The organism is Streptomyces sp. NPDC002138 (assembly GCF_040296485.1).
In the GTDB taxonomy this organism is placed as follows: Bacteria; Actinomycetota; Actinomycetes; order Streptomycetales; family Streptomycetaceae; genus Streptomyces.
The window spans coordinates 44,139-68,871 of record NZ_JBEOXE010000032.1; the positions used below are offsets into that span (position 1 = coordinate 44,139).

The following is a 24,733-nucleotide window of genomic DNA, read 5'->3' on the forward strand; positions in this document are numbered from 1 at the left end:
GCCGGAGCGAACCGGTCTCATGTGCCGGTCGCGGCGCGCGCCGCACGACCCGCCCCGAGCTGCGCGGACGCGTACAGGACGAGCGCCCCGGCGCCGCCCGCGAGCAGCGCGCACAGCGGCCACAGCAGCCCGGGCGCGGCGGCGTACAGGGCTCCGCCGAGGGGCGGCCCGAGCACGACTCCGCTGACCGAGACCCCGGCGTACAGGCTCTGGAACCGGCCGATGGCGTGCTCGGGGGCCTGGTCCGCGACGTAGGCGGTGGCGGTGGTCTTGTACAGGATCTCGCCGAGGCTGAGCAGCAGCATCATGGCGACCGCGCTCGCCACGCCGGCGCCCAGGAGCAGCATCGCGTACCCCGCCCCCACCAGCACCAGTCCGGCCCCGACGACGCGCAGCGGCGGGCGGGCGCGCAGGGCGAGCGCGGCGGGCAGTTCCAGCAGCAGGACGACGGCGCCGTTGAGGGCGATGGCGAAGCCGAAGACGCGGGCGCCCTGGCCGTGGTCGGCGAGGAAGACGGGGAAGGCGGAGTACTGCTGCCGGTAGACGAGGTCGACGATCAGGATCGCGCCGAGCAGGAGGAGGACGGCGGGCCGGGCGCGCAGCTCGGACCAGAGGCCGCCGCGGCCCGGACCCCCGTCCCGGACCGCGGCGGAGCGGGCGGCGCCGCGGGCCGGGACGACCCGGGCGGTCCAGAGGGCGAAGACGAGGGTGCCGATGCCGTCGCAGACGAAGAGCCAGTCGTACGAGATCCCGGTGGCGACCAGCGCTCCGAGCGGCGGGCCGATGGTGAAGCCGCCGTTGGAGGCGCTGCGCACGACGGCGTAGGCCTGGCGGCGGGAGCCTTCGGGGACGGTGACGGCGACCAGCGCGGAGTTGGCGGCGCGGACCACCCCGGAGGCGTACTGGGCCAGCGGCAGGGCGGCGAACAGCAGCGGGGTGGGCAGCAGCGGCAAGGTCATCAGGACGAGCCCGCCGAGGCCGGAGGCGCTCAGCAGCACCCGGCGGTGGCCGAAGCGGTCGCCGTACCAGCCGCCGGTGAAGTTCCCGGCGACCAGGCCGATGCCGCCGAGGCCGGTGGCCAGGCCGGCCTGGGTGACCGCGAGGCCGCGCGGGCCGGTCAGGTACAGGAAGACGAAGACGAAGGTGAAGCTGACCACGGCGTTGACGAACACCCCAGCCGCCAGCAGCCACACCACGCGTGGCACGTCCTTGAATCCCCGCAGCACGTCCGCCCCCGGTTCCGTTCCTGGTCCATCGAGTCAGTTCCTTTTGGGAACGGACTATGTCAGCATGACAGCCTCGGGTCAACGGACAAAGGAGTGCCCATGGCCCAGCGCACGCGGCTCGGCGACGCCGACTGCGCCATCTCCCAGGCCCTCGACGTCGTGGGCGACTGGTGGACGCTGCTGATCGTGCGCGACAGCGCGCGCGGCCTGCACCGCTTCGAGGAGTTGCAGCGCGAGCTGGGCATGTCCCGCAAGGTGCTGGCCGAGCGGCTGCGGCTGCTCGTCGAGGCGGGCGTGCTGACGCGCGAGCCGTACCAGGAACGCCCGGTCCGGCACGAATACCGGCTGACCCCGCGCGGGTGGGCGTTGCTGCCGGTGCTGGTGGCCCTGCAGGACTGGGGGGACACCTGGGTACTGGGAGGGGGAGAGATGACGGCGACCGCCGACGAGGCCTCGCGGGAGGCGGCGCGGGTGCACGCGCTGAAGGGCACGCGGCTGCCGGAGCTGGTGCTGCCGGACGCTTCCGGGGAGCTGCGCGACCCGGTCGCGGACAGCCCGTACACGGTCCTGTACTGCTTCCCCGGCGCCTACGCCCGGGCCGAGTCCTACCCGCCCGGCTGGGGCGGGATCCCGGGGGCCAGGGGGTGCACGCTGGAGTCCTGTACGTACCGCGACCAGCTGGCGGAGTTCACGGCGGCGGGAGCGACGGTGCACGGCGTCTCGACCCAGCGGCCGGACGAGCAGCGGGAGTTCGCGGAGGCGGAGGGGCTGCGGTTCCCGCTGCTGTCGGACGCGGGACTCTCGCTGGTGGCGGCGCTGCGGCTGCCGACGTTCCGGGCGGCGGGGGTGAGCCGGCTGAAGCGGCTGACCCTGGTGGTGGCGCGGGACCGCACGGTCCTCGAGGCGATCTACCCCGTCCCGGACATCGAGGCGGGCGTCGCCACCGCCCTGGCAGCGGTCCGCGCAACCCCCTGACCGGGCGGGGCCCGGCCCTCAAACGCCGGGCGGGCTGAAACTGGCCCCCGCCACCCCGCCGACGTTCGACGCGCCCGTGCGAGGCACGGGGTGCACCTCGGCAACACCGCGAACGCCCGCCGCAGGCTCACACGCCCCCGGCGGGCCCTCAAACGCCGGGCAGGCTGAATGTGCCGCCAGGCGAGCTGGAACCGTCCCCCGGGCAGGCTGAATGTGCCGCCAGGCGGCCCGGAACAGCCGAACCACCCCCAGCCCCGCCGGCGTTTGAGGCGCGCCCCGGCGACGCGCGGGACGCACCTCGGCGACCCCCGAACGCCTGCCGCAGGCTCACACACCCCCCGCGGGCCCTCAAACGCCGGGCAGGCTGAATGTGCCGCCGGGCGGGCTGGAACCGTCCCCCGGGCAGGCTGAATGTGCCGCCAGGCGGCCTGGAACAGCCGAGCCACCCCCAGCCCCGCCGGCGTTTGAGGCGCCCCCGGAGGGCAGGCGGCGGGCCGCGCCTCCCGGGGGCAGGACGCGGGACAGGATGTCGCGGGCGTACGGCTCGTCGTACGGGGCGCCCGTCAGGAGGACCTGAAGGCCGATGCCGTCCAGGACCGCCACCAGGGCCCGCGCCGTCACCGGATCCGTGCGGAGCGCGAGGGCGGAAGCCATCGCCTCCCCCCACTCCGCCGCCACGGGCCGCAGCGCGGGCCGACGAAGGGCGGCCAGGTACAGCTCGTACTCCAGCTCCACCCGCCCCCGGTCCGCCGCCAGCACCTCGCCGAGCAGCCGCGCCAGCGCGGCGGCCAGGTCGCCCGCCGGATCCGCCAGGGCGGGGCTGTCGGCGAGGGCCCGGGCGAAGCCCTCGTTGGCCTGGCGCAGGGCCGCGACCAGGAGTTCGTCCAGGGTCTTGAAGTGGTAGGTCGTCGAGCCGAGCGGTACGTCCGCCTCCGCGGCCACGCTGCGGTGCGTCAGCCCCGCGATCCCCTTGTCGCCCACGACCCGGATCGCCGCGTCGATGATCCGCTGCCGCCGCTCGGGGTCGTACCGGCGCACGCCCCCGGCGCCCCCGCCACCCGCACCACCGCCCGCACCACCACCGGCACCACCACCCGCACCCATCAGTGCGCCCCGCCCATGTTCAGCAGCACGACCCCGCCGATGACCAGGGCGATCCCGGCGATCTTCGCGGCGGTGGCCGGTTCGCCCATGAAGACCATGCCGATCGCGGCGATGGCGGCGGTGCCGACCCCGGCCCAGATCGCGTACGCCGTACCGACCGACATGGTCTTCAGCGTCTGCGCGAGCAGGCTGAAGGCGATGACATAGCCGAGCAGGGTCCCGAGCGAGGGCCAGAGCCGGGTGAAGCCCTCGCTGAACTTCATGGCGGTGGTCCCGGCCACCTCGGCGGCTATGGCGGCGGCGAGCAGTACGTATGGCATGCGTACAAGGGTACACATCGTTATGTACCCCCGTACACACCAACCAGCCGGCCGACTAGCCGACCGTGAACCAGCCCGAGCGCGACTTCTTCCACTCCGCGTGCGTCAGGTCCTTGGCCTCGACGCCGTCCCCGTACAGGTCCGCCGACCCGCAGTCGGTGATCAGCTGCACCCGGGCCCCCGGCACGCTCAGGTCCGGTACGTCGACGATGGCCTCCCAGCCGCCCGCGTCGCTGGTGGGCAGGTCGGCCCGCTTCACCGGGGCGTGCCCGGCCACCCCGTCCCACGAGTAGAGGGCGTAGGGGTCGGTGTTGTCGTCGGCCGCCCAGGAGCCCGCCAGGATCAGGTACTGGTCCGCCGCGTTCTTGCGGATGTCACGGATCGAGAGCCCGCCGAGATCCAGCTCGATGCCCGCGCCGAAGGCGGCCTTGGCCCCGCTCGCGAGCACCTGATCGAAGTTGGTCACCGGCACGATCAGCGCCTTGCCACCCGGCACCACGGGCGCCAGCGGCGCGCGGAAGCCGATGTAGGCCGTCGTCGTGGAGCCGGGCGCGAACTCCAGCCCCTCCACGTTGAACCCGTCGATCTGCTTGGGCGCCTCACCGGCGGCGGTGCCCGCCGCGAAGCCGTAGCGGTTCCCGTTCGCCGTGTCCCAGGCCACCAGGTCGTCGCGGAGCTTCGTGTACGAACGTCCGTACGCCAGCTGCGTCGTGGTCCCGGATCCGCTCACCGTGGTGGTGAACACCGTGTTCCGGGGGGCCTTGTACTCGCCGTCCTTGTTGTTGCCGAGCGAGCCGGTCCAGTAGATGGTGTTGCCGATGCGCGTCGCGCCCTCGATGTCCACCTCCTTGGTGACCCCGAGCTGCGAGCTGAAGTCCCAGGTCTTGACGGGCGCCCCGGAGCGGGAACGGTCGTACAGCCGCAGCACGTTGGACTCGTCGTCCGCGACGACGGTGTAGCCGCCGCCGACGTCCACGGCCGCCGAGGCGTCCGAGGATCCGGTGAGGTAGCGGGCGTCGGCCGGGTTCTGCACGGCCGCAGAGGCGGCGTAGTACAGGGTCTTGGTGGCGCTCTTGCCGCCCAGCCCGGTCACCTTGACGGTGAGGTTGGTGTAGCCGCGGCCGCGGGCGGTGACGGCGAGCTGCCGTACCGCTCCGGTCCCGGTCACCGTCACGTCACCGGTCCCGGCCACCGAGGACTTGCTCGACGCGGACGCGCTGACGGTGAGGGCCGACACGTCGGCCCCGCTCTGGGCGACGGTGACGTTGACGAGGGGGTCGCCGACCCCGCCGACGGCCCCGGAGAGGTACCCGGCGGACAGCGCGATGGTCGGCGTGCCGTACGTCACCGCCTGCGCGGGCGTGTTCATCAGGCCGGCCAGCATCAGCGCGGCGATTCCTGCGGTACCCAGCTGCTTCTTCATCGGTGTCCCCCACGGACGGAACGGAGCGTGAACCATGCGGACCGGGACTTCTTCCACTCGGGGTGGCCGAGGTCCTTGGCCTCGGTGCCGTCGCCGTACAGGTCGGCGGAGCCGCTGTCGGTGATCAGCTGGACGCGGGCGCCGGGCGCCCGTAGGTCGGGTACGGCGACCACCGCTTCCCAGCCGCCGGGGTCGGCGGTCGGCAGGTCCGCGCGCTTCTTCGGCGCGTGGCCGGGGACGCCGTCCCACGAGTAGAGGGCGTAGGGATCGGTGTTGTCGTCGGCGGCCCAGGAGCCCGCCAGGATCAGGTACTGGTCCGCCGCGTTCTTGCGGAGGTCACGGATCGAGAGCCCGCCGAGGTCCAGCTCGATGGCCGGACCGAAGGCGGCCTCGGCCCCCTTCGCCACCACCTGGTCGATGTTCGTGACGGGCACGATCAGCGCCTTGCCGCCGGGGACGGCGGGCGCGAGCGGCGCGCGGAAGCCCAGGTAGGCCGTGGTCGTGGAGCCGGGCGCGAACTCCAGCCCCTCCACGTTGAACCCGTCGATCCGCTTCGGGACCTGCCCTGCGGCGGTGCCGGCGGCGAAGCCGTAGCGGTTGCCGTGGGCGGTGTCCCAGGCGATCAGGTCCTCGCGCAGGCCCTTGTAGGCGGCGGTGAAGGTGACCTCGGTGGCGGCGCCGGAGCCGCTGATCCTCGTGGTGAAGACCGTGTTCCGCTCCGCCTTGTACTTGCCGTCCTTGTTGTTGCCGAGCGAGCCGGTCCAGTAGACGGTGTCGCCGACCCGGGCGCCGGCCTCGATGTCGACTTCCTTCTTCACCCCGAGGGCGGCGCCGAGGTCCCAGGTCTTGACCGGCGCGCCGGAGCGGGAACGGTCGTACAGCCTCAGCACGTTGGACTCGTCGTCGGCCACCAGCGCGTACCCGCCGCCCGCGTCCACGGCCGCCGAGGCGTCCGAGGAGCCGGTCAGGTAGCGCGTGCCCGCGGCCGGGGTGCTCACGCGCGCCGAAGCGGCGTAGCCGAGGGTGGCGGTGGCCTTCTTGCCGCCCCGGCCGGTGACCTCGACGGTGAGGTCGGTGTACCCCTGCGCGCGCGGGTGCACGGTCAGCTCGCGGCCGCCCCGCGTCCGCTCGATCCGTACGTCGCCCACGCGCGCGACCGCCGGGTTGCTGGAGGCGGTGACGGTGACCTTGAGGAGGGCTCCCGGAGCCCCGGCCTGCGTCACGGCCACACCGACCCCGGGGTCGCCGACCGCGCCGACGGCACCCGACAGGTACCCGGCGGAGAGCGTGATGGCCGGCGCGGGCCCGGCGGTCAGCGCCCCGGCCGCGAACGCGGGCCCGGTGAGCCCGGCGACGAGCAGGGCCGCGGCCCCGGCGGCTCCCACGGCACCCGCACGGCGTACCGGTGAAGGACGAACGGTCACAGATGGTCCTCTCGACTGCTGCGTCACGATGTGACGGCCGTCGAGAAGATTCGGCCACCCTGGCCAACTCCCGGTGCACGGAACTCATCCGTACGGAGAACTCGGGGAACGCAGAGCTCCGGTAACGGACAGGGCCCCCGGCACGATGTGCCGGGGGCCCTGTCCACGCGCTCCGCGATCAGGCGGTCAGGCTGGGATCAGACGTTGAAGCCGAGCGCGCGCAGCTGCTCGCGACCGTCGTCCGTGATCTTGTCCGGGCCCCACGGCGGCATCCACACCCAGTTGATGCGCAGCTCGTTGACGATGCCCTCCGTCGCCGACTTCGCCTGGTCCTCGATCACGTCGGTCAGCGGGCAGGCCGCGGACGTCAGCGTCATGTCGAGGGTGGCGATGTTCGCGTCGTCGACGTGGATGCCGTAGATCAGGCCCAGGTTGACGACGTCGATGCCCAGCTCGGGGTCGACCACGTCGTAGAGGGCCTCGCGGACCTCTTCCTCGCTGGCCGGCTTCATCGACGCCTCGGGCGTCGCGTTCTCGGTCATGCCGTCTTCCTCTCCGCGTCGCCCAGAGCCTGGGCGGTCGCGTCCTTCCACGCCATCCAGCTCAGCAGAGCACATTTGACCCGCGCGGGAAACTTGGCGACACCGGCGAACGCGACCGCGTCCTCCAGCACCTCTTCCATGGCCTCGTCGGGCTCGATCTTGCCCTTCGACTGCATCAGCTCCAGGAAGGTCTCCTGGATCCGGCGCGCGTCGGCGAGGTCCTTGCCGACCAGCAGCTCGTTCAGTACGGACGCGCTGGCCTGGCTGATGGAGCAGCCCTGGCCCTCGTAGGAGACGTCGGTGAGCGTCTCGCCGTCGTACTTCACGCGCAGCGTGATCTCGTCACCGCACGTCGGATTGACGTGGTGCACCTCGGCGTCGCCGTCGCGCAGGCCGCGCCCGTGCGGGTGCTTGTAGTGGTCCAGGATCAGTTCCTGGTACATCGAATCCAGCTTCACTGCGTCCCTCGTCGCCTTCGTCGCCCTCGTCGTTATCCGAAGAAGTTCCGTACGTGCTCCAGCCCGTCGATCAGCGCGTCGACCTCGGCCGGAGAGGAGTACAGGTAGAACGACGCTCGCGTCGTCGCGGGAATTCCGTAGCGCAGGCAGACGGGGCGCGCGCAGTGGTGTCCCACGCGGACCGCGATGCCCTGCTCGTCCAGGACCTGGCCGACGTCGTGCGGGTGGATGTCGCCCAGCACGAAGGAGATCGCGGCGCCGCGGTCCTCGGCCGTGGTGGGGCCGATGATCCGCAGGTCGGGGACCTCGAGCAGGCGCTTGACCGCGTACTCGGTGATCGCGTGCTCGTGCGCGGCGATCTTGTCCATGCCGATCGCGGTCAGGTAGTCCACGGCCGCGCCGAGGCCGACGGCCTGGGCGATCGGGGGCGTACCGGCCTCGAACTTGTGCGGCGCGGGGGCGTAGGTCGAGGCGTGCATCGACACGGTCTCGATCATCTCGCCGCCACCGAGGAACGGGGGCAGGTCCTCCAGCAGCTCCTGGCGTCCCCACAGGACGCCGATGCCGGTCGGGCCGCACATCTTGTGGCCGGTGAAGGCCACGAAGTCGGCGCCGAGCGCCTGTACGTCGAGCGGCATGTGCGGAGCGGCCTGCGAGGCGTCGATCAGCACCAGCGCGCCGACGTCCTGGGCGCGCCGGACGATCGCCTCGACCGGGTTGACCGTGCCCATGATGTTGGAGACCAGCGTGAAGGAGACGATCTTCGTCTTCTCCGTGATGACCTCTTCGATGTTGGACAGGTCGAGGCGGCCGTTGTCGGTGAGGCCGAACCACTTCAGCTTCGCGCCGGTGCGCTGCGAGAGCAGCTGCCACGGCACGATGTTGGAGTGGTGCTCCATCTCCGTGATGGCGATCTCGGTCTCGCGGTCGACCCGGTAGGGCTCGTCCGCCCAGCCGAGCATGTTCGCGACCAGGTTGAGCGACTCCGAGGCGTTCTTGGTGAAGATCACCTCGTCGCGGCTCGGTGCGTTGATGAAGGCGGCGACCTTGTCGCGGGCGCCCTCGTACAGCGCCGTGGCCTCCTCGGCGAGCACGTGCACGCCGCGGTGGACGTTGGCGTTGTGCTGCTCGTAGTACTCGTTCAGCGCGTCGAGCACCTGGCGCGGCTTCTGCGAAGTCGCCGCGTTGTCCAGGTAAACGATCTTCTTCCCGTCGTGGACCACACGATCCAGCAGGGGGAAGTCCTTGCGGATCGCCTCGATGTCGAGGAGGCCAGGCAGCTGTGTCACGCGGTCGCGCCACCCTTCGTGCTGTACGCCTCGTAGCCTTCGGCCTCCAGCTTGTCGGCGAGCTCGGCGCCGCCGGACTCGACGATGCGGCCCTCGGAGAAGACGTGGACGAAGTCGGGCTTGATGTAGCGGAGGATCCGCGTGTAGTGCGTGATCAGCAGCGTGCCGACCTCGCCGGTCTCGCGGACGCGGTTGACGCCCTCGGAGACCTGGCGCAGGGCGTCGACGTCGAGGCCGGAGTCGGTCTCGTCGAGGATCGCGATCTTCGGCTTGAGGAGCTCCAGCTGGAGGATCTCGTGGCGCTTCTTCTCACCGCCGGAGAAGCCCTCGTTGACGTTGCGCTCGGCGAAGGCCGGGTCCATCTGGAGCTGCTCCATCGCGGACTTGACCTCCTTCACCCAGGTGCGCAGCTTGGGGGCCTCGCCGCGGATCGCCGTGGCCGACGTGCGCAGGAAGTTGGAGACGGAGACGCCGGGGACCTCGACCGGGTACTGCATGGCGAGGAAGACGCCCGCGCGGGCGCGCTCGTCGACGGACATCTCCAGGACGTCTTCGCCGTCGAGGGTCACGGTGCCACCGGTGATGGTGTACTTCGGGTGACCGGCGAGCGAGTACGCGAGGGTGGACTTGCCGGAGCCGTTCGGACCCATGATGGCGTGCGTCTCACCCTGCTTGACGGTGAGGTCGACGCCCTTGAGGATCTCGCGGGCGCCGTTCTCGGCCTCGACGGAGACGTGCAGGTCGTGGATTTCAAGCGTTGCCATGGATACCTCAGGACTCCTGGGTGAGGGAGACGAGCACGTCGTCCCCTTCGATCTTGACGGGGTATACGGGTACGGGGCGCGTCGCCGGAAGGCCGGACGGCTTGCCGGTCCGCAGGTCGAACGCCGAGCCGTGCAGCCAGCACTCGATCATGCAGTCGTCGACCTCACCCTCCGAGAGGGAGACGTTCGCGTGCGAGCAGATGTCGTTGATCGCGAACACCTCGCCCTCGGTGAGGACGACGGACACCGGCGTGCCGTCGAGTTCCACCCGCTTGGGGGTGTCCTTCTCCAGCTCGCTCAGCGCACAGGCCTTGACGTACGTCATCAGACGGACGCCTGCAGCTCGGTGTCGATCTTCGCCAGCAGGCGCTCCTCGATGTCGTCGACACCGATCTGCTGGACCAGCTCCGCGAAGAAGCCGCGCACGACCAGGCGGCGCGCCTCGTCGGCGGGGATGCCGCGGGACTGGAGGTAGAACAGCTGCTCGTCGTCGAAGCGGCCGGTCGCGGAAGCGTGGCCGGCGCCGACGATCTCGCCGGTCTCGATCTCCAGGTTCGGCACCGAGTCGACCCGCGCGCCGTCCGTGAGGACGAGGTTGCGGTTCATCTCGTAGGTGTCGGTGCCTTCGGCGGTCTTCTCGATGAGGACGTCGCCGATCCAGACCGCGTGCGCGTCCTGGCCCTGCAGCGCGCCCTTGTAGACCACGTGCGACTTGCAGTGCGGGGCGCCGTGGTCGACGAGGAGGCGGTGCTCCTGGTGCTGGCCCTTGTCGGTGAAGTACAGGCCGAGCAGCTCGGCCTCGCCGCCGGGACCGGCGTAGTTCACGCGGGGGTGCAGCCGGACGAGGTCGCCGCCGAAGGTGATCACGATCGACTTGAAGTTCGCGTCACGGCCGACCAGCGCGTTGTGCTGGGAGCAGTGGACGGCGGTGTCGTCCCAGTCCTGGACCGAGACCACGGTGAGCTTGGCGCCGTCGCCGACCAGGAAGTCGACGTTGGCGGCGCGCACGCCGTCACCGGTGTGGTCGATGACGATGATCGCCTCGGCGAAGGCCTGCACGTCGAAGACCGTGTGGCCGAAGGTGGTGCCGCCCTCGCCGTGGAGGGAGACGCGCACCGGCTCGGTGAGCACCTGCTCCTTGGGCACGGTGACGACCGTGGCCTTGGCGAACGAGGAGAACGCCTGGGCCGCCACGCGGTCGACCGGGGTACCGGCCTTGCCGACGCGCGCGTCGTCACGGTCCACCGACTCGATCGTCACGCCCTCGGGCGCGTCGATCTGGGCCTTCATGGTGCCGTTGGCGACCGCGGTGCCGTCGTGGAGACCGCGCAGGCGGGCCAGCGGGGTGAAGCGCCACTCTTCCTCACGGCCGTGGGGCACGGGGAAGTCCGCCACGTCGAAGGACGGGGGCGCGCTCATCCGGGTGGCGACGGTGGACTCGGCGGCCACCGCGATCGCGCCGGCGGTGGTCGAACCAGCCGGAATGTTCTGAGCCTCTGCCATGGCTGTCGTCTTGCTCTCTTCCTGCGTCGTGCGTCAAAAAGGGATCCGCGCTGCGGAGTGGGGCGGCGGTCGGACTAACCGACCGAGCCCTCCATCTGCAGCTCGATCAGCCGGTTCAGCTCCAGCGCGTACTCCATCGGCAGCTCGCGCGCGATCGGCTCGACGAAGCCGCGCACGATCATGGCCATGGCCTCGAACTCGGTCAGACCGCGGCTCATCAGGTAGAAGAGCTGGTCGTCGGAGACCTTGGAGACGGTGGCCTCGTGGCCCATGGAGACGTCGTCCTCGCGGACGTCCACGTACGGGTACGTGTCCGAGCGGGAGATCGTGTCGACCAGCAGGGCGTCACACAGCACGTTGCTCTTGGAGCCGTGCGCACCCTCGCCGATCTCGACCAGACCGCGGTACGAGGTGCGGCCACCGCCACGCGCCACCGACTTGGAGACGATGTTCGAGGAGGTGTTCGGCGCCATGTGGACCATCTTGGAACCAGCGTCCTGGTGCTGGCCCTCGCCCGCGAAGGCGATGGACAGGGTCTCGCCCTTGGCGTGCTCGCCCATCAGGTAGACCGCCGGGTACTTCATGGTGACCTTGGAACCGATGTTGCCGTCGATCCACTCCATGGTCGCGCCCTCGTACGCCACGGCGCGCTTGGTGACCAGGTTGTAGACGTTGTTCGACCAGTTCTGGATCGTCGTGTAGCGGCAGCGGCCGCCCTTCTTCACGATGATCTCGACGACGGCGCTGTGCAGCGAGTCCGAGGAGTAGATCGGAGCGGTGCAGCCCTCGACGTAGTGGACGTAGGCGTCCTCGTCGACGATGATCAGCGTCCGCTCGAACTGGCCCATGTTCTCCGTGTTGATGCGGAAGTAGGCCTGGAGCGGGATGTCGACCTTGACGCCCTTGGGGACGTAGATGAACGAGCCGCCCGACCACACGGCGGTGTTCAGCGAGGCGAACTTGTTGTCACCGACCGGGATGACCGTGCCGAAGTACTCCTGGAAGAGCTCCGGGTGCTCCTTGAGCGCGGTGTCCGTGTCGAGGAAGATCACGCCCTGCTCCTCCAGGTCCTCACGGATCTGGTGGTAGACGACCTCGGACTCGTACTGGGCCGCGACACCGGCGACGAGGCGCTGCTTCTCCGCCTCCGGGATGCCGAGCTTGTCGTACGTGTTCTTGATGTCCTCGGGCAGGTCCTCCCACGAAGCGGCCTGCTTCTCGGTGGAACGCACGAAGTACTTGATGTTGTCGAAGTCGATGCCGGAGAGGTCGGAGCCCCAGTTCGGCATGGGCTTCTTGTCGAAGAGCTTGAGGCCCTTGAGGCGGAGCTTCAGCATCCACTCGGGCTCGGACTTCTTCCCCGAGATGTCGCGGACGACCTCTTCGGACAGGCCTCGCTTGGCAGCCGCGCCGGCCGCGTCGGAGTCGGCCCAGCCGTATTCGTAGGTGCCCAGGCCATCCAGCTCAGGGTGAGCAATCTCCGTGGTCATGCGGGGTTCCTCCCGGCGGTGCGTACAGAAGCTGATGCTGATGAATCGGTGTGTGGGGCGCGTGCGGCGGGTCCGGCGCTTCGTGGAATGAAGGTCGTGCACACCCCGTCGCCGTGGGCGATGGTGGCGAGCCGCTGCACGTGCGTCCCGAGCAGACGGGAGAAGACCTCGGTCTCCGCCTCGCACAGCTGCGGGAACTGCTCGGCCACGTGGGCGACCGGGCAGTGGTGCTGGCAGAGCTGCTCACCACTGTGCGGTCCCGGTGCGCTCTTCGCCGTAGCAGCGTACCCGTCCGCGGTCAACGCCCTGGCAAGAGCCTCGGTGCGGTCCGCGGGGTCCGCCGCGTCCACGGCGGCGCGGTACGCCACCGCCTGCGCCTCCAGCCTCGCCTTGGCGAAGGCGGCGACCGCCGCCTCGCCCCGCTCCCCGCCGCCGGCGGACTGCGCGATCCAGCGCAGGGCCTCGGTGGCGAGGGCGTCGTAGGACTGGTCGAAGGCGTCGCGCCCGCAGTCGGTGAGTGCGAAGACCTTGGCGGGCCTGCCCCGGGTCCGGGCGCCGTACACCCGCTGCTCCCGGGAGGCGACCACGTCGTCGGCGACGAGCGCGTCGAGGTGGCGCCTGACGGCGGCCTGGGTCAGGCCGAGCCGCTGGGCCAGGTCGGCGACGGTCGACGGACCGTGGTCCAGGATCGACCGCGCGACCCGGTTGCGGGTTGACCGCTCTCCGGTCGCGAGTTCCCCCTGGGGGGACTCGGTCATCCGTTCGCCGTATTTCACAACGCCATTGTTGCGTAAATACCCGCGGGGCGACAAGCCGTGATGGAGGCCACGCCTGGTGGCCTCCATCACTAAGGGTTACCTTATTTATCGACGCAGCGTGACCCGAACCAACCGGACGCAATGATTCCGCGCTCACGCGGGGCCCGCCGGTGAACCAGTACACGGCTCCCACCAGCAGTCCTCCGCCCACGATGTTTCCAGGCACGGTGAACATCAGATTCCGGAAAGGGTCACCGAATCCGGCCCGGCCGTCCAGGATCGCCAGGCTGAATACGCCTCGCTGCTCCATTCGGTGGCAAAAAGTCACGAAAGGACGGCCCCGTGGCCTTCGAGACCCGGGACCAAGGACCCCCTCCGCGCCTCCGTAGACTCACCCGCATGAGCAACGACCCCGCCGTGGAGATCCGCGGACTGGTGAAGCGGTACGGCCCGAAAACCGCGGTGGACGGCCTCGACCTCACCGTCCCGAGCGCCTCGGTGACCGCCGTCCTGGGTCCCAACGGCGCGGGCAAGACGACCACGGTGGAAATCTGCGAGGGCTACCACCGCCCCGACGCCGGATCCGTCCGCGTCCTCGGCCTGGACCCGGTCGCCGACGCCCCGGCGCTGCGCCCGCGGATCGGCGTGATGCTCCAGTCCGGCGGGGTCTACTCCGGCGCCCGCGCCGTCGAGATGCTGCGCCACATGGCCTCGCTGTACGCCGACCCTCTCGACGTGGGGATGCTGGTGGAGCGGCTCGGGCTCGGCGACTGCGGCCGCACCGCCTACCGCCGCCTCTCCGGCGGCCAGCAGCAGCGGCTGTCCCTCGCCATGGCCGTCGTGGGCCGCCCCGAGCTGGTCTTCCTGGACGAGCCGACCGCCGGCCTGGACCCCCAGGCCCGCCGCGCGACCTGGGACCTCGTACGGGAACTGCGCGCCGACGGGGTCACCGTCGTGCTCACCACCCACCACATGGACGAGGCCGAGCAGCTCGCCGACGAGGTCGCCATCGTCGACGCGGGCCGCGTCATCGTGCACGGCAGCCCCGAGCGGCTGTGCCGCGGCGGCGCCGAGAACACCCTGCGCTTCACCGGACGCCCCGCCCTCGACCTCGCCTCCCTGCTCAAGGCGCTGCCCGACGGCACCCAGGCCGCCGAGACCAGCTCCGGCGTCTACCGCCTGACCGGCGACATCGATCCGCGGCTCCTGGCCACGGTCACCTCCTGGTGCGCCCAGCACGGGGTCATGCCGAGCAGCCTCACGGTCGAGCGCCACACCCTCGAAGACGTCTTTTTGGAACTCACGGGCAAGGAGCTGCGCGCATGAGCGCCGGTACGTTCACCCCGGGACCGGGGGCCGCGCCCGTATCCCGCATGATCTTCGCGCAGACCGCGCTGGAGACCCGGATGCTGCTGCGCAACGGCGAGCAGCTGCTGCTGACCGTGATCATCCCGGCGCTGCTGCTCGTGCTGTTCTCGGCCGTCGACATCGTCGACACCGGCGCCGACCGGTCCGTGGACTTCCTCGCCCCCGGCGTGCTGGCCCTCGCCGTGCTGTCCACCGCCTTCACCGGCCAGGCCATCGCCACCGGTTTCGACCGCCGCTACGGGGTCCTCAAGCGGCTCGGGGCCTCCCCGCTGCCGCGCCGGGCGCTGCTGGCCGCCAAGACGCTCTCGGTCCTGGTCACCGAGGTGCTCCAGGTCGCCCTCCTGTCCGTGATCGCGCTCGGGCTCGGCTGGTCCCCGCAGGGGAACCCGCTGTCGGTCGCCGCGCTGCTCCTGCTCGGCACCGCCGCCTTCTCCGGGCTCGGGCTGCTGATGGCGGGCACCCTCAAGGCCGAGGTGACCCTGGCCGCCGCCAACCTGGTGTTCCTGCTGCTCCTGGTCGGCGGCGGGGTGATCGTGCCGATGGAGAAGTTCCCGGAGGCGGTGCGCTCCGCCCTGGAGCTGCTGCCGATCACCGCCCTGTCCGACGGGCTGCGCGAGGTGCTCCAGCGGGGTGGCGGGATGCCGTGGGGCGACGCGGCCGTGCTGGCCGTCTGGTCGGCGCTGGGCCTGGGCGCCGCGGCGCGCTTCTTCCGCTGGGAGTAGCCGCCGGGGCGGGTTCCGGGGCCATCCGGGAGTGACCGGTTCCGTATTGCGCCGGGAGAGAAGAGCTTCCCCCCGCCACGGCCTTCCCGCGAGGATGGACGCCTCCACACGACACGAAGCCGGGGGGCGGGCATGGCGCAGCGAGAGGCCGCACTGCGGCTGGACGAACAGTGGGCGCGGATCCGGTCGGGCGAGGCGCACGCGGAGCCCGGGGAGCGCGAGCGGATCCTGGGCGAGCTGATCGCCGCGCTGCGCGAGCCCGCCCGCGGCGACCCCGAGTGCGCGGCCCGGCTCGGCCTGCGCCTCGGCGACCTGGCGGCCCGCCGCTTCGCGGACGGGGACCGCGCCGGGGCGCTGTCCGCCCTGGAGGAGGGGCTGCACCACGCGCAGCAGGCCGCCGGTCACTCCCCCGAGTACGCCCGCTGGTACGCCCGCGGCCTGATCAACCAGGGTGTCTGGCTGGCCTGGCCGCTGAGCGACGCGGACCGGCTGCCCCGGCACCCGCTGGGCGCGGCCGCCGAGGAGGGCCCGAGCCCGATGGAGCGGGCGGCCGGTGAGCGGGCCCTGGACGTGACCCGCGGCGCCGTGGACGTCCTGGCGGGGCTGGATCCGCACGATCCGGTCAACCAGCGCGGTCTGGCCCAGGCCAAGGTGTTCCTCGGGGACCGGCTCGCCGAGCTGGGGCTGGCCGAGGACGCGGTGGCGTGGGCGGTGGACGCCGAGCGGGACTTCCGCCGGCTGCTCCAGGTGAGCCCGGGGCCGGAGGAGGTCCAGGAGGCCGAGGACGCCCTGGAGCACATCGCGCGCCAGCTGGAACTGCGGCTGCGCTTCCTCGACTTCGAGTCCCTGGTGGGGTTGCGCGCGGACGGGCTGCTGCCCGAACGGCTGCTCCCCCAGGCCGTGCTGGCCGCCCGGATCCAGGGCGTCGAGCCGGACCGGATCGCGGCCGGGCTGCGGCTGGACGGCGACCGCGTGGCCGAGACGCTGGCCGCCCTCCCCTGGCTCGCGGTGTGGCGGTTCGACGTGCGTGGTCCTGACGGGCTGTGGAACGTACAGGGGCATCCCTGGCACAGCAGTGCAGAAGTGACGAATAGGACGGCGGAGGAGGTGGCGGCCGAACTCTTCCGCGGCTTCACCGAGTCCCCGGACTACCCCGGCCCCGGCGCGCATTGGCGGATCCGGGTGTGGTGGCAGGAGGAAGGGGACCCGGCGGGCGCCCGGTTCCGGCTCATGATCGCCCCGGAATCCCCAAGTGACGCGCCTGACACACCTGACGGGGGCCCCTCGTGAAACTTTGCACAAGGCGCGGCCTACGATAGGGGGCGTGTTCTCCCCCCTCGCTTATATCGCCAGCCGCTGGACGCCGTCACCGCGCATCGTCCAGCGGGCCGCGCTCGCCGCACTCGTGATGAGTGTGGTCATCGTCGTCACCGGCGGGGCGGTCCGCCTGACCGGCTCCGGGCTGGGCTGCGACACCTGGCCCAAGTGCACGGACGACAGCCTGTTTGCGACGCCCGCCCAGGGCTTCCACGGTGCCATCGAGTTCAGCAACCGCATGCTGACGTACGTCCTGTGCGCGGCCGTCGGCTGGGGCATCGTCGCGGCCCGCTCGGCCAAGCCGTGGCGCCGGTCGCTGACGAAGCTCGGGTGGGCGCAGTTCGTCATCGTGATGGGGAACGCCGTACTCGGCGGCATCACCGTGATGACGGGCCTGAACCCCTACAGCGTGGCGGGCCACTTCCTGCTCGCCACCTCGCTGATCACCGTCACGACGATCACCTGGCAGCGCACCCGCGAGGGTGACACGGCGCCGCGGCCGCGCGTTCCCGCGCCGGTGCGCAAGCTCTCGTGGGCGATGCTCGCGGCCACCCTGGTGCTGATCGCGGCGGGCACGGTGGTCACCGGTACCGGTCCGCACGCGGGAGACAGCAGCGATATCAAGCGGATGCCGTTCGACTGGACGGCCACCGCCCACGTGCACGCCGTCACCGCCTGGCTGGTGTGTGCGCTGGCCGTCGCGATGTGGCTGGTGCTGCGGGTGGTGGACGCCCCGGACGACACGCGGGCGCGCGCCCGCGACCTGCTGATCGTGCTGCTCGCCCAGGGCGGCATCGGCTACGTCCAGTTCTTCACCAAGGTGCCGGAGGCGCTGGTCGCCGCCCACATGCTCGGCTCCTGCCTGGTGTGGATCGCCGTCCTGCGGGTGGCGCTGAGCCTGCGCGAACGGCCCGGGCAGCGGGCGGAGATCCCGGCCCAGTCCGACCCGGCGCTCTCGGCCTCGGTCTAGGTCGTCTCTTTCCCCTGAGGACGGTCCAGCTGGTAGACGCGGCGGGCGTTGCCCGCCGCGAGCAGGGCCGCCACCCGCTCCGCGTCCCGCCAGGACCAGGCGCCGTCGGCGACCCAGCCGCCGAGCACCCGGTCCAGGGCCTGCCGGAACACCCTGGCCGCGACGACGTGCAGTTCGGGCAGATCGCGGCCGCCGCTGGAAAACAGCAGCTTGCCGAAGGGCGCCAGCTCCAGCAGCTCCGCGAGCACCCCGTCGGCGCGCGCGCCGGTGCGGGCGAGGGCCGGGCCGAGGTCGGCGTACACGTGCGGGAACGCGGCCGCGAGGTGGGCGGCGTGCCGGTGGTACGGGTATCCGTGCAGCAGGACCAGATCGGTGCCCAGGCCGGCCGTGGCCCGTACGAAGTCCGTCAGCAGGGCCGGGTCGCCCCGGTCGAGGCGCTCGCGCGGATCCCCGGCGCCCGCGTGCAGCTGGAGCGGCAGCCCCGACCCGACCGCGCTCCACAGCAGGTGGCGCACGAGTACGGGATCCCGCACCGCCCCGCCCTTGACCCGCCGGGCCAGCCACCGCTGCGCCGCCGCGCGCACCTCGTCGGGGCCGGGGGGCTCGGGCGCGAACGCGAGGGCCGTGCCGTAGCCCGTGCCGGTGCGGGCGGTGAAGGCCACGGCTCCGGCGGCCGCGTGCCGGACGGCCTCGGCGAGGTTGTCGAGGAAGCCCTCCGCGGTGCCGGAGGTGTCGGCGACGTGCTCGGCGAGCAACTCCAGCCGGACGATCTCGTGGGCCTCCGCGTCCCCGGCCAGCGCGAGCTCCTTGGGGCCGGTCAGGTCCCCGGGCGCGCCGGTGTCGACGAGGTAGGCGGCGATCCCGGATCCGCGCAGCAGCCGCCGCCCCGACTCCAGGACGCCCAGCTCGCGGCGGCGGGCCAGGTAGTGGGCGGGCGGGCAGTGGGCCTCCAGCCCGAGCAGCGGCGCGCACCAGCGGCGCACGGCGAAGCCGGCCTGGGTGTCGAAGAAGGTGGTCCCGGCGGCGGCTGGTCCCACCGACCGGCCCAGCCGGGCCTCGAAGGTACCGAGGCCCAGCTCCGTGCGGAGCACTCCGTGGCAGTACTGGTCCACCAGGGGCGGCGTTTCGATCATCCGGGCATCCCGTTGCGGACGAGGGGGAACGCGCGGGTGCGCTTCCACCCGTCCTAACGGGTGAGCGGGGTGTGAGGTGTTGCTCGCGCTGTTGACCGATCCCCCGCCCTTGCCGAGCGGGGGGCCGCGACACCCCCGGCCAGCCGCCCGTGGCCCACCCGCCTCCCGGCGGCGACGGGCCCTTCCAGCTCTGCCGAGCCCACGTCCAGCGCCGGGCCCCGCGCATCGGCCGAGCCCGCGGTACGGTCCCCGGCGAGCCGGCCCCCGTACCGGGCTCAACCCGGCCCAGGGCCCGGCACGGCCCAAGCCCCGGACACCGGACCAGGCGCAGCCGGGCCCGCACGCCGTCCGGCCCAGCCGGAACCACGGCCTGCGGCGTGGCTTACTTCCCGGACTCGGGCTCGGACTCCTCCGGAGCGTCCGCGGCGGAGCCCGCCTCGCCCTCCGGCTTCGCCTCAGCGGCGGCCGCGGACTCGGCGGCCTTCGGCTTCGCCGCCTCGGCTGCGGCGGCTGCGGACTCACTCGCGGCCGGTTCGGCGTCGGGCTTGGCCGCGGTCTTCGGCGCGGCCACAGCCTCAGCCTCAGCGGCAGCGGCCTTCGAGGCGGCATCCTCGGACTTCGCCGCAGGCGCTGCCGGAGCCGCAGGCGCGGCGGCCGCCTCAGCGGCAGCAACCGGCTTCGGCTCGGCGGCGTCGGCCTTCGGGGCGACAGCCTCGGGCTTCGCCGCAGGCGCGGCGGCGGCAGCGGGCTCAGCAGCCACGGGCTTCGCGTCGGCCGCAGCCGCAGCCGTGGGCTTCGCCTCAGCCGCGGGGGCCGCAGCCGCAGCCGTGGGCTTCGCCTCAGCCGCGGGGGCCGGAGCGGCAGCCGTGGGCTTCGCCTCAGCGGGCGCGGCAGCCTCGGGCTTCGCCGCAGGCGCGGCGGCGGCAGCGGGCTTCGGCGCGGCGGCAGCCGCAGGCTTCGGCGCGGCCGGAGCCGCAGGCGCGGCGGCAGCGGCCGTCGGCTCGTCCACCGGCTCCGGCTCGGCCACAGCCACCGGCTCCGGCTCTGCCACCGCCGGCGCGGGCGGGGGGTTCGCGGGGCCGCCCAGTTGGATGCCCGCCATCCGGGTCCACTCGTACGGGCCCGTGCGGACGCGTGCCGCCATCTCGCCGTCGAAGGTGTCCTGGAGGGTCAGGCCGGCCTTCTGCGCCGCGAGCCGCGCGGTGTCGTGGGCGGGGGCCACCAGGTCGCCCCAGCCGCCGTCGGCGCCGACGAGCACGATCCGCGTGCCCGCCTGGCCGATGTACGCGAGCTGGCCCTCCGCGCCGCCGTGCCGCTTGGCGAAGGCTTCGATCTGCTTGGCCAGCTTCGCCGCGGTGCGGTCCTGCTTCTTGTCGCCGGTGGCCTCGGGAGTGACTGCTGCGGTATCTGCCATGGACGGCATGCTACCGGCGAGTAATCACCGGAGGAAGGGATCCACGGCCACCGCCACGAACAGCAGCGACACATAGGTGATCGACCAGTGGAACAGCCGCATCTCCTTGAGCTTCGCACCCGTCACCCCGGACTTGGCCCGGGCGTGCAGCGCGTGCGCCTCCCACAGCCACCAGCCACCGGCCAGCAGCGCCACCGAGGTGTAGAACCACCCCGTGTAGCCCAGCGGGGTCAGCAGCAGCGAGACCGCCACCATCACCCAGCTGTAGAGGACGATCTGCCGCGCCACGACCCGGTTCCCCGCGACCACGGGCAGCATCGGCACGCCGACCCGCGCGTAGTCGTCCTTGACCTTCATCGACAGCGGCCAGTAGTGCGGCGGCGTCCAGAAGAAGATGACGAGGAAGAGGATGACCGCGGCCCAGGACACCTCGTCCTTCACCGCGGACCAGCCGATCAGCACCGGCATGCAGCCCGCGATCCCGCCCCACACGATGTTCTGCGAGGTGCGCCGCTTCAGCAGCATCGTGTAGACCACGACGTAGAAGAGGAGCGCGCCGAGCGAGAGCGCGGCGGACAGCCAGTTGACCAGCAGGCCGAAGAAGAGGGTGGAGATCACCCCGAGCGAGATGCCGAAGACCAGGCATTCGCGGGGACTGACCATGCCGGTCACCAGCGGTCGCTGCGCGGTCCGGTCCATCAGCGCGTCGATGTCGCGGTCGATGTACATGTTCAGCGCGTTCGCGCCGCCCGCGGACAGATAGCCGCCGAAGCAGGTCACCAGGACCAGCCACAACGACGGCACGCCCTGCTCGGCGAGGAACATCACCGGCACGGTCGTGATGAGCAGCAGCTCGATGATCCGCGGCTTCGTCAGCGCCACGAAGGCCATGGCCCGGGCCCCGAACGGCCGGTGACCGGAAGAGGTACCGAGCACCCCCGCTGGACGGGATTCGACGGCCGTCACGCACACCCCTGACAGAGACTCCCAGCAAGCTCCGGACAGGAAGGCCCGGTGAAGACTTGCGCGTACCACGCCACTCTAGACGTTGCCCTTGCGTCGCCCCGCGCGGGGGTCGCCCCGTGTTGGGCCGATCGCGCCGACCCGCCGCGTCCCGTCATGGGGCCGCTGCGACGAGGTACGGGACGTGCCAAGGTGGTGACGGTGTGAAGGCACTCGAATAGCTGCACGCCGGGTCAAGGGTAGGCTCGGAATCGCGCCGGTGCACGGTACGTCACCGGGATTCGACATGTGGAGAGGAGCCCTGACCCACGGTGAGCACCAAGCCGACGACCACAGAGCTCGAGTGGACCGAACTGGACCAGCGCGCTGTTGACACGGCCCGCATTCTCGCCGCGGACGCGGTGCAGAAGGTCGGGAACGGCCACCCCGGTACGGCCATGAGCCTGGCCCCCGCCGCGTACACCCTCTTCCAGAAGGTGATGCGCCACGACCCCGCGGACCCCGAATGGGTCGGCCGGGACCGTTTCGTGCTCTCCGCGGGGCACTCGTCCCTCACCCTGTACACCCAGCTCTACCTGGGCGGTTTCGGCCTGGAGCTGGACGACCTCAAGGCGTTCCGCACCTGGGGTTCCAAGACCCCCGGCCACCCGGAGTACGGCCACACCGCGGGCGTGGAGACCACCACCGGCCCGCTCGGCCAGGGCATCGCCAACGCGGTGGGCATGGCCATGGCCGCCCGCTACGAGCGCGGCCTCTTCGACCCCGAGGCGGCCCAGGGCACCTCGCCGTTCGACCACATGATCTACGCGATCGCGGGCGACGGCTGCCTCCAGGAGGGCATCTCCCACGAGGCGTCCGCGCTGGCGGGCCACCAGAAGCTCGGCAACCTGGTGCTCCTGTGGGACGACAACCACATCTCCATCGAGGGCGACACGGAGACGGCCGTCTCCGAGGACACCCTGAAGCGGTACGAGGCGTACGGCTGGCACGTCCAGCGCGTCGCGCAGCAGGAGAACGGCGACCTCGACCCGAAGGCGCTGTTCGCCGCCCTCCAGGCCGCCAAGGCCGAGACGGAGCGCCCGTCCTTCATCGCGGCGCGCTCGATCATCGCCTGGCCCGCCCCGCACGCCCAGGGCACGGAGGCCTCGCACGGCTCCGCCCTCGGCGACGACGAGGTGGCCGCCACCAAGCGCGTGCTCGGCTTCGACCCGGAGCAGACCTTCGCGGTCGCCGACGAGGTCATCGCGCACACGCGCGCCCTCGGGGACCGCGGCCGCGAGGCCAAGGCCGCCTGGGAGAAGGACTTCTCCGCCTGGCGCACCGCCAACCCGGAGCGCGCCGCCGAGTTCGACCGGATCAACGCCAACGAGCTGCCCGCGGGCTGGGAGGACAAGCTCCCCGTCTTCGAGACCGGCAAGGCCGTCGCCACCCGCGCCGCCTCCGGCAAGGTCCTCGAGGCGCTCGGCGCGGTCATCCCGGAGCTGTGGGGCGGCTCGGCCGACCTGGCCGGCTCCAACAACACCACCATCGACAAGAACTCCTCGTTCCTGCCGGTGGGCAACCCGCTGCCGGAGGCCGACCCGTACGGCCGCACCATCCACTTCGGCATCCGCGAGCACGCCATGGCCGCGGCCATGAACGGCATCGCCCTGCACGGCCACACCCGCATCTACGGCGGCACCTTCCTGGTGTTCTCCGACTACATGCGCAACGCCGTGCGCCTCTCCGCCCTGATGCACGTGCCGGTCACCTACGTGTGGACGCACGATTCCATCGGCCTCGGCGAGGACGGCCCGACGCACCAGCCGGTCGAGCACGTCGCCGCGCTCCGCGCGATCCCGGGCCTGAACGTGGTCCGTCCGGCCGACGCGAACGAGACCGCCGTCGCCTGGCGCGAGATCCTCAAGCGCCACACGAAGGTGTTCGGCAAGGGTGCTCCGCACGGCCTGGCGCTGACCCGTCAGGGCGTGCCGACGTACGACCGCAACGAGGACGCCGCCAAGGGCGGGTACGTGCTCTTCGAGGCGACGGGCCCCCAGGGCGAGACCGCTGACGCCCAGGTCGTCCTCATCGGCACCGGTTCCGAGGTCCAGCTCGCCGTCGCCGCGCGCGAGGCGCTGCAGGCCGAGGGCGTCCCGGCCCGCGTGGTCTCGATGCCGTCCGTCGAGTGGTTCGAGGAGCAGGACCAGGCGTACAAGGACAGCGTCCTGCCGCCGTCGGTGAAGGCGCGCGTCGCGGTCGAGGCCGGCATCGGCCTGACCTGGCACCGGTACGTGGGCGACGCGGGCCGGATCGTCTCGCTGGAGCACTTCGGTGCCTCGGCCGACGCGAAGGTGCTGTTCCGCGAGTTCGGCTTCACCCCCGAGGCCGTCATCGCCGCCGCCCGGGAATCGCTGGCCGCCGCCGCGCGCTGACGCCCGTACACGACAAGTAGGAGATGCAATTCCCATGACAGACGCACTCAAGCGCCTCTCCGACGAGGGCGTGGCGATCTGGCTGGACGACCTGTCCCGCAAGCGCATCACGTCCGGCAACCTGGCGGAGCTGATCGACCAGCAGCACGTCGTCGGTGTCACCACCAACCCGTCGATCTTCCAGAAGGCGATCAGCAGCGGTGACGGTTACGAGCAGCAGCTCGCCGACCTCGCCGCCCGCAAGGTCACCGTCGACGAGGCCATCCGCATGATCACGACGGCGGACGTCCGCGACGCCGCCGACATCCTGCGCCCCGTCTACGACGCCACCGAGGGCCAGGACGGCCGGGTGTCCATCGAGGTGGACCCCCGTCTGGCGCACGAGACCACGGCGACGATCGCCGAGGCCAAGCAGCTCGCGTGGCTGGTGGACCGGCCGAACACCCTCATCAAGATCCCGGCGACCAAGGCCGGCCTGCCGGCGATCACCGAGGTCATCGGCCGGGGCATCAGCGTCAACGTGACGCTGATCTTCTCGCTCGCGCGCTACCGCGAGGTCATGGACGCGTACCTGGCGGGCCTGGAGAAGGCGAAGGCCGCCGGCCTGGACCTGTCCAAGATTCACTCGGTCGCCTCCTTCTTCGTGTCCCGCGTGGACTCGGAGATCGACAAGCGCCTCGACGCGATCGGCACCGCCGACGCCAAGGCCCTCAAGGGCAAGGCGGCGCTCGCCAACGCCCGTCTGGCCTACGAGGCGTACGAGGAGGTCTTCTCCTCCGAGCGCTGGGCGGCCCTGGACAAGGCGCAGGCCAACAAGCAGCGTCCGCTGTGGGCCTCGACCGGCGTCAAGGACCCGGCGTACAAGGACACCCTGTACGTGGTGGACCTGGTCGCCCCCGGCACGGTGAACACCATGCCGGAGGCCACCCTGGAGGCCACCGCCGACCACGGCGAGGTCTCCGGCGACACCATTCGCGGCACCTACGACCAGGCGCGTGCCGAGCTCGATGCGGTCGCGAAGCTGGGCATCTCGTACGACGATGTGGTGCAGCTGCTCGAAGACGAGGGCGTCGAGAAGTTCGAGGCGTCCTGGATTGACCTGCTGAAGTCGACCGAGGCGGAGCTTGAGCGCCTCGCCCCCACGGAGGCCTGAACA

General features: G+C 71.7%; 21 protein-coding genes and 2 pseudogenes. 7 read left to right on the forward strand and 16 right to left on the reverse strand.

The window, feature by feature from the left end; genetic code table 11:
- Positions 1 to 17: 17 nt before the first annotated feature.
- Entirely contained in the window at positions 18 to 1,205 is a 1,188-nt protein-coding gene (locus tag ABT084_RS21490) for an MFS transporter (RefSeq protein WP_351046191.1), read from the reverse strand.
- Positions 1,206 to 1,325: 120 nt separating this feature from the next.
- Here ABT084_RS21490 and ABT084_RS21495 point away from each other — a divergent pair, with 120 nt between their 5' ends.
- On the forward strand, positions 1,326 to 2,201 hold the full coding sequence (locus ABT084_RS21495) for a winged helix-turn-helix transcriptional regulator (protein WP_351046193.1): 876 nt from the start codon (positions 1,326 to 1,328) through the stop codon (positions 2,199 to 2,201).
- Positions 2,202 to 2,708: 507 nt separating this feature from the next.
- Here ABT084_RS21495 and ABT084_RS21500 read toward each other — a convergent pair.
- The 12 genes and pseudogenes from ABT084_RS21500 to ABT084_RS21555 all read right to left on the reverse strand — a co-directional run.
- A pseudogene (locus tag ABT084_RS21500) lies at positions 2,709 to 3,308 on the reverse strand (TetR/AcrR family transcriptional regulator); the annotation flags it as partial.
- Positions 3,305 to 3,625 (reverse strand): DMT family transporter, encoded by a 321-nt coding sequence (locus tag ABT084_RS21505; protein WP_351046275.1) that lies wholly within the window; start codon positions 3,623 to 3,625, stop codon positions 3,305 to 3,307. The pseudogene ABT084_RS21500 and the gene ABT084_RS21505, both read right to left, overlap by 4 nt.
- Before the next feature lie 55 nt (positions 3,626 to 3,680).
- Positions 3,681 to 5,048, reverse strand: coding sequence for a DUF3616 domain-containing protein (locus ABT084_RS21510; RefSeq protein ID WP_351046196.1), 1,368 nt, complete (start codon positions 5,046 to 5,048; stop codon positions 3,681 to 3,683).
- Complete coding sequence (locus ABT084_RS21515; protein ID WP_502968990.1) at positions 5,045 to 6,472, reverse strand: DUF3616 domain-containing protein; 1,428 nt, start codon at positions 6,470 to 6,472, stop codon at positions 5,045 to 5,047. The genes ABT084_RS21510 and ABT084_RS21515 overlap by 4 nt, the downstream gene beginning before the upstream one ends.
- Positions 6,473 to 6,669: 197 nt before the next feature.
- Positions 6,670 to 7,014: a metal-sulfur cluster assembly factor gene (locus ABT084_RS21520; RefSeq protein WP_351046198.1), complete on the reverse strand. Its 345-nt coding sequence runs from the start codon at positions 7,012 to 7,014 to the stop codon at positions 6,670 to 6,672.
- The gene (gene sufU / locus ABT084_RS21525) at positions 7,011 to 7,472 is read right to left on the reverse strand and encodes a Fe-S cluster assembly sulfur transfer protein SufU (protein WP_053681643.1); all 462 of its coding nucleotides are present in this window, start codon (positions 7,470 to 7,472) and stop codon (positions 7,011 to 7,013) included. The genes ABT084_RS21520 and sufU overlap by 4 nt, the downstream gene beginning before the upstream one ends.
- Before the next feature lie 32 nt (positions 7,473 to 7,504).
- Positions 7,505 to 8,761 (reverse strand): cysteine desulfurase, encoded by a 1,257-nt coding sequence (locus ABT084_RS21530; RefSeq protein ID WP_351046202.1) that lies wholly within the window; start codon positions 8,759 to 8,761, stop codon positions 7,505 to 7,507.
- Complete coding sequence (gene sufC, locus ABT084_RS21535; protein WP_330329786.1) at positions 8,758 to 9,525, reverse strand: Fe-S cluster assembly ATPase SufC; 768 nt, start codon at positions 9,523 to 9,525, stop codon at positions 8,758 to 8,760. Before sufC ends, ABT084_RS21530 begins: the two co-directional genes overlap by 4 nt.
- Positions 9,526 to 9,532: 7 nt before the next feature.
- On the reverse strand, positions 9,533 to 9,850 hold the full coding sequence (locus tag ABT084_RS21540; RefSeq protein WP_330329787.1) for a non-heme iron oxygenase ferredoxin subunit: 318 nt from the start codon (positions 9,848 to 9,850) through the stop codon (positions 9,533 to 9,535).
- Entirely contained in the window at positions 9,850 to 11,028 is a 1,179-nt protein-coding gene (sufD, locus tag ABT084_RS21545; protein ID WP_351046205.1) for a Fe-S cluster assembly protein SufD, read from the reverse strand. Before sufD ends, ABT084_RS21540 begins: the two co-directional genes overlap by 1 nt.
- 74 nt (positions 11,029 to 11,102) lie before the next feature.
- Positions 11,103 to 12,518: a Fe-S cluster assembly protein SufB gene (sufB, locus tag ABT084_RS21550; protein ID WP_351046208.1), complete on the reverse strand. Its 1,416-nt coding sequence runs from the start codon at positions 12,516 to 12,518 to the stop codon at positions 11,103 to 11,105.
- A complete protein-coding gene (locus tag ABT084_RS21555) occupies positions 12,515 to 13,276 on the reverse strand; it encodes a helix-turn-helix transcriptional regulator (RefSeq protein WP_351046211.1) in 762 nt (253 codons plus the stop codon). Before ABT084_RS21555 ends, sufB begins: the two co-directional genes overlap by 4 nt.
- A gap of 399 nt (positions 13,277 to 13,675) precedes the next feature.
- On the opposite strand from ABT084_RS21555, the gene ABT084_RS21560 reads away from it, so the two are divergent.
- The 4 genes from ABT084_RS21560 (at position 13,676) to ABT084_RS21575 (ending at position 17,653) form a co-directional block, all read left to right on the forward strand.
- Positions 13,676 to 14,602, forward strand: coding sequence for an ABC transporter ATP-binding protein (locus ABT084_RS21560; protein ID WP_351046214.1), 927 nt, complete (start codon positions 13,676 to 13,678; stop codon positions 14,600 to 14,602).
- Entirely contained in the window at positions 14,599 to 15,366 is a 768-nt protein-coding gene (locus ABT084_RS21565) for an ABC transporter permease (protein ID WP_351046217.1), read from the forward strand. The genes ABT084_RS21560 and ABT084_RS21565 overlap by 4 nt, the downstream gene beginning before the upstream one ends.
- 132 nt (positions 15,367 to 15,498) lie before the next feature.
- On the forward strand, positions 15,499 to 16,656 hold the full coding sequence (locus ABT084_RS21570; RefSeq protein ID WP_351046220.1) for a hypothetical protein: 1,158 nt from the start codon (positions 15,499 to 15,501) through the stop codon (positions 16,654 to 16,656).
- A 4-nt stretch (positions 16,657 to 16,660) separates the two neighbouring features.
- Complete coding sequence (locus ABT084_RS21575) at positions 16,661 to 17,653, forward strand: COX15/CtaA family protein (RefSeq protein WP_351046223.1); 993 nt, start codon at positions 16,661 to 16,663, stop codon at positions 17,651 to 17,653.
- Here ABT084_RS21575 and ABT084_RS21580 read toward each other — a convergent pair.
- The 3 genes and pseudogenes from ABT084_RS21580 to ABT084_RS21590 all read right to left on the reverse strand — a co-directional run bounded on the left by ABT084_RS21580 (position 17,650) and on the right by ABT084_RS21590 (position 21,166).
- The gene (locus ABT084_RS21580) at positions 17,650 to 18,786 is read right to left on the reverse strand and encodes an amidohydrolase family protein (protein ID WP_351046226.1); all 1,137 of its coding nucleotides are present in this window, start codon (positions 18,784 to 18,786) and stop codon (positions 17,650 to 17,652) included. The two genes, ABT084_RS21575 and ABT084_RS21580, sit on opposite strands and share 4 nt — an antisense overlap.
- Before the next feature lie 1,069 nt (positions 18,787 to 19,855).
- Positions 19,856 to 20,200 (reverse strand): annotated as a pseudogene (locus tag ABT084_RS21585) (hypothetical protein); the annotation flags it as partial.
- Between the two features lie 24 nt (positions 20,201 to 20,224).
- Positions 20,225 to 21,166 (reverse strand): heme o synthase, encoded by a 942-nt coding sequence (locus tag ABT084_RS21590; protein WP_351046229.1) that lies wholly within the window; start codon positions 21,164 to 21,166, stop codon positions 20,225 to 20,227.
- Positions 21,167 to 21,474: 308 nt separating this feature from the next.
- Between ABT084_RS21590 and tkt the strand changes: the two genes are divergently transcribed.
- A complete protein-coding gene (tkt, locus tag ABT084_RS21595) occupies positions 21,475 to 23,577 on the forward strand; it encodes a transketolase (protein ID WP_351046232.1) in 2,103 nt (700 codons plus the stop codon).
- A 34-nt stretch (positions 23,578 to 23,611) separates the two neighbouring features.
- A complete protein-coding gene (gene tal, locus ABT084_RS21600; RefSeq protein WP_351046234.1) occupies positions 23,612 to 24,730 on the forward strand; it encodes a transaldolase in 1,119 nt (372 codons plus the stop codon).
- Positions 24,731 to 24,733: the final 3 nt, after the last annotated feature.

What these genes read in the sequence shown, in the direction of transcription:
- ABT084_RS21570 (WP_351046220.1), top strand. Translation starts at nt 15,499, where the DNA reads ATGGCGCAGCGAGAGGCCGCACTGCGGCTGGACGAACAGTGGGCGCGG.
- tal (WP_351046234.1), top strand. Translation starts at nt 23,612, where the DNA reads ATGACAGACGCACTCAAGCGCCTCTCCGACGAGGGCGTGGCGATCTGG.
- ABT084_RS21540 (WP_330329787.1), bottom strand. Translation starts at nt 9,850, where the DNA reads ATGACGTACGTCAAGGCCTGTGCGCTGAGCGAGCTGGAGAAGGACACC.
- ABT084_RS21560 (WP_351046214.1), top strand. Translation starts at nt 13,676, where the DNA reads ATGAGCAACGACCCCGCCGTGGAGATCCGCGGACTGGTGAAGCGGTAC.
- ABT084_RS21565 (WP_351046217.1), top strand. Translation starts at nt 14,599, where the DNA reads ATGAGCGCCGGTACGTTCACCCCGGGACCGGGGGCCGCGCCCGTATCC.
- sufD (WP_351046205.1), bottom strand. Translation starts at nt 11,028, where the DNA reads ATGGCAGAGGCTCAGAACATTCCGGCTGGTTCGACCACCGCCGGCGCG.
- ABT084_RS21580 (WP_351046226.1), bottom strand. Translation starts at nt 18,786, where the DNA reads ATGATCGAAACGCCGCCCCTGGTGGACCAGTACTGCCACGGAGTGCTC.
- ABT084_RS21520 (WP_351046198.1), bottom strand. Translation starts at nt 7,014, where the DNA reads ATGACCGAGAACGCGACGCCCGAGGCGTCGATGAAGCCGGCCAGCGAG.
- sufC (WP_330329786.1), bottom strand. Translation starts at nt 9,525, where the DNA reads ATGGCAACGCTTGAAATCCACGACCTGCACGTCTCCGTCGAGGCCGAG.
- sufB (WP_351046208.1), bottom strand. Translation starts at nt 12,518, where the DNA reads ATGACCACGGAGATTGCTCACCCTGAGCTGGATGGCCTGGGCACCTAC.
- ABT084_RS21555 (WP_351046211.1), bottom strand. Translation starts at nt 13,276, where the DNA reads ATGACCGAGTCCCCCCAGGGGGAACTCGCGACCGGAGAGCGGTCAACC.
- ABT084_RS21505 (WP_351046275.1), bottom strand. Translation starts at nt 3,625, where the DNA reads ATGCCATACGTACTGCTCGCCGCCGCCATAGCCGCCGAGGTGGCCGGG.
- ABT084_RS21510 (WP_351046196.1), bottom strand. Translation starts at nt 5,048, where the DNA reads ATGAAGAAGCAGCTGGGTACCGCAGGAATCGCCGCGCTGATGCTGGCC.
- ABT084_RS21495 (WP_351046193.1), top strand. Translation starts at nt 1,326, where the DNA reads ATGGCCCAGCGCACGCGGCTCGGCGACGCCGACTGCGCCATCTCCCAG.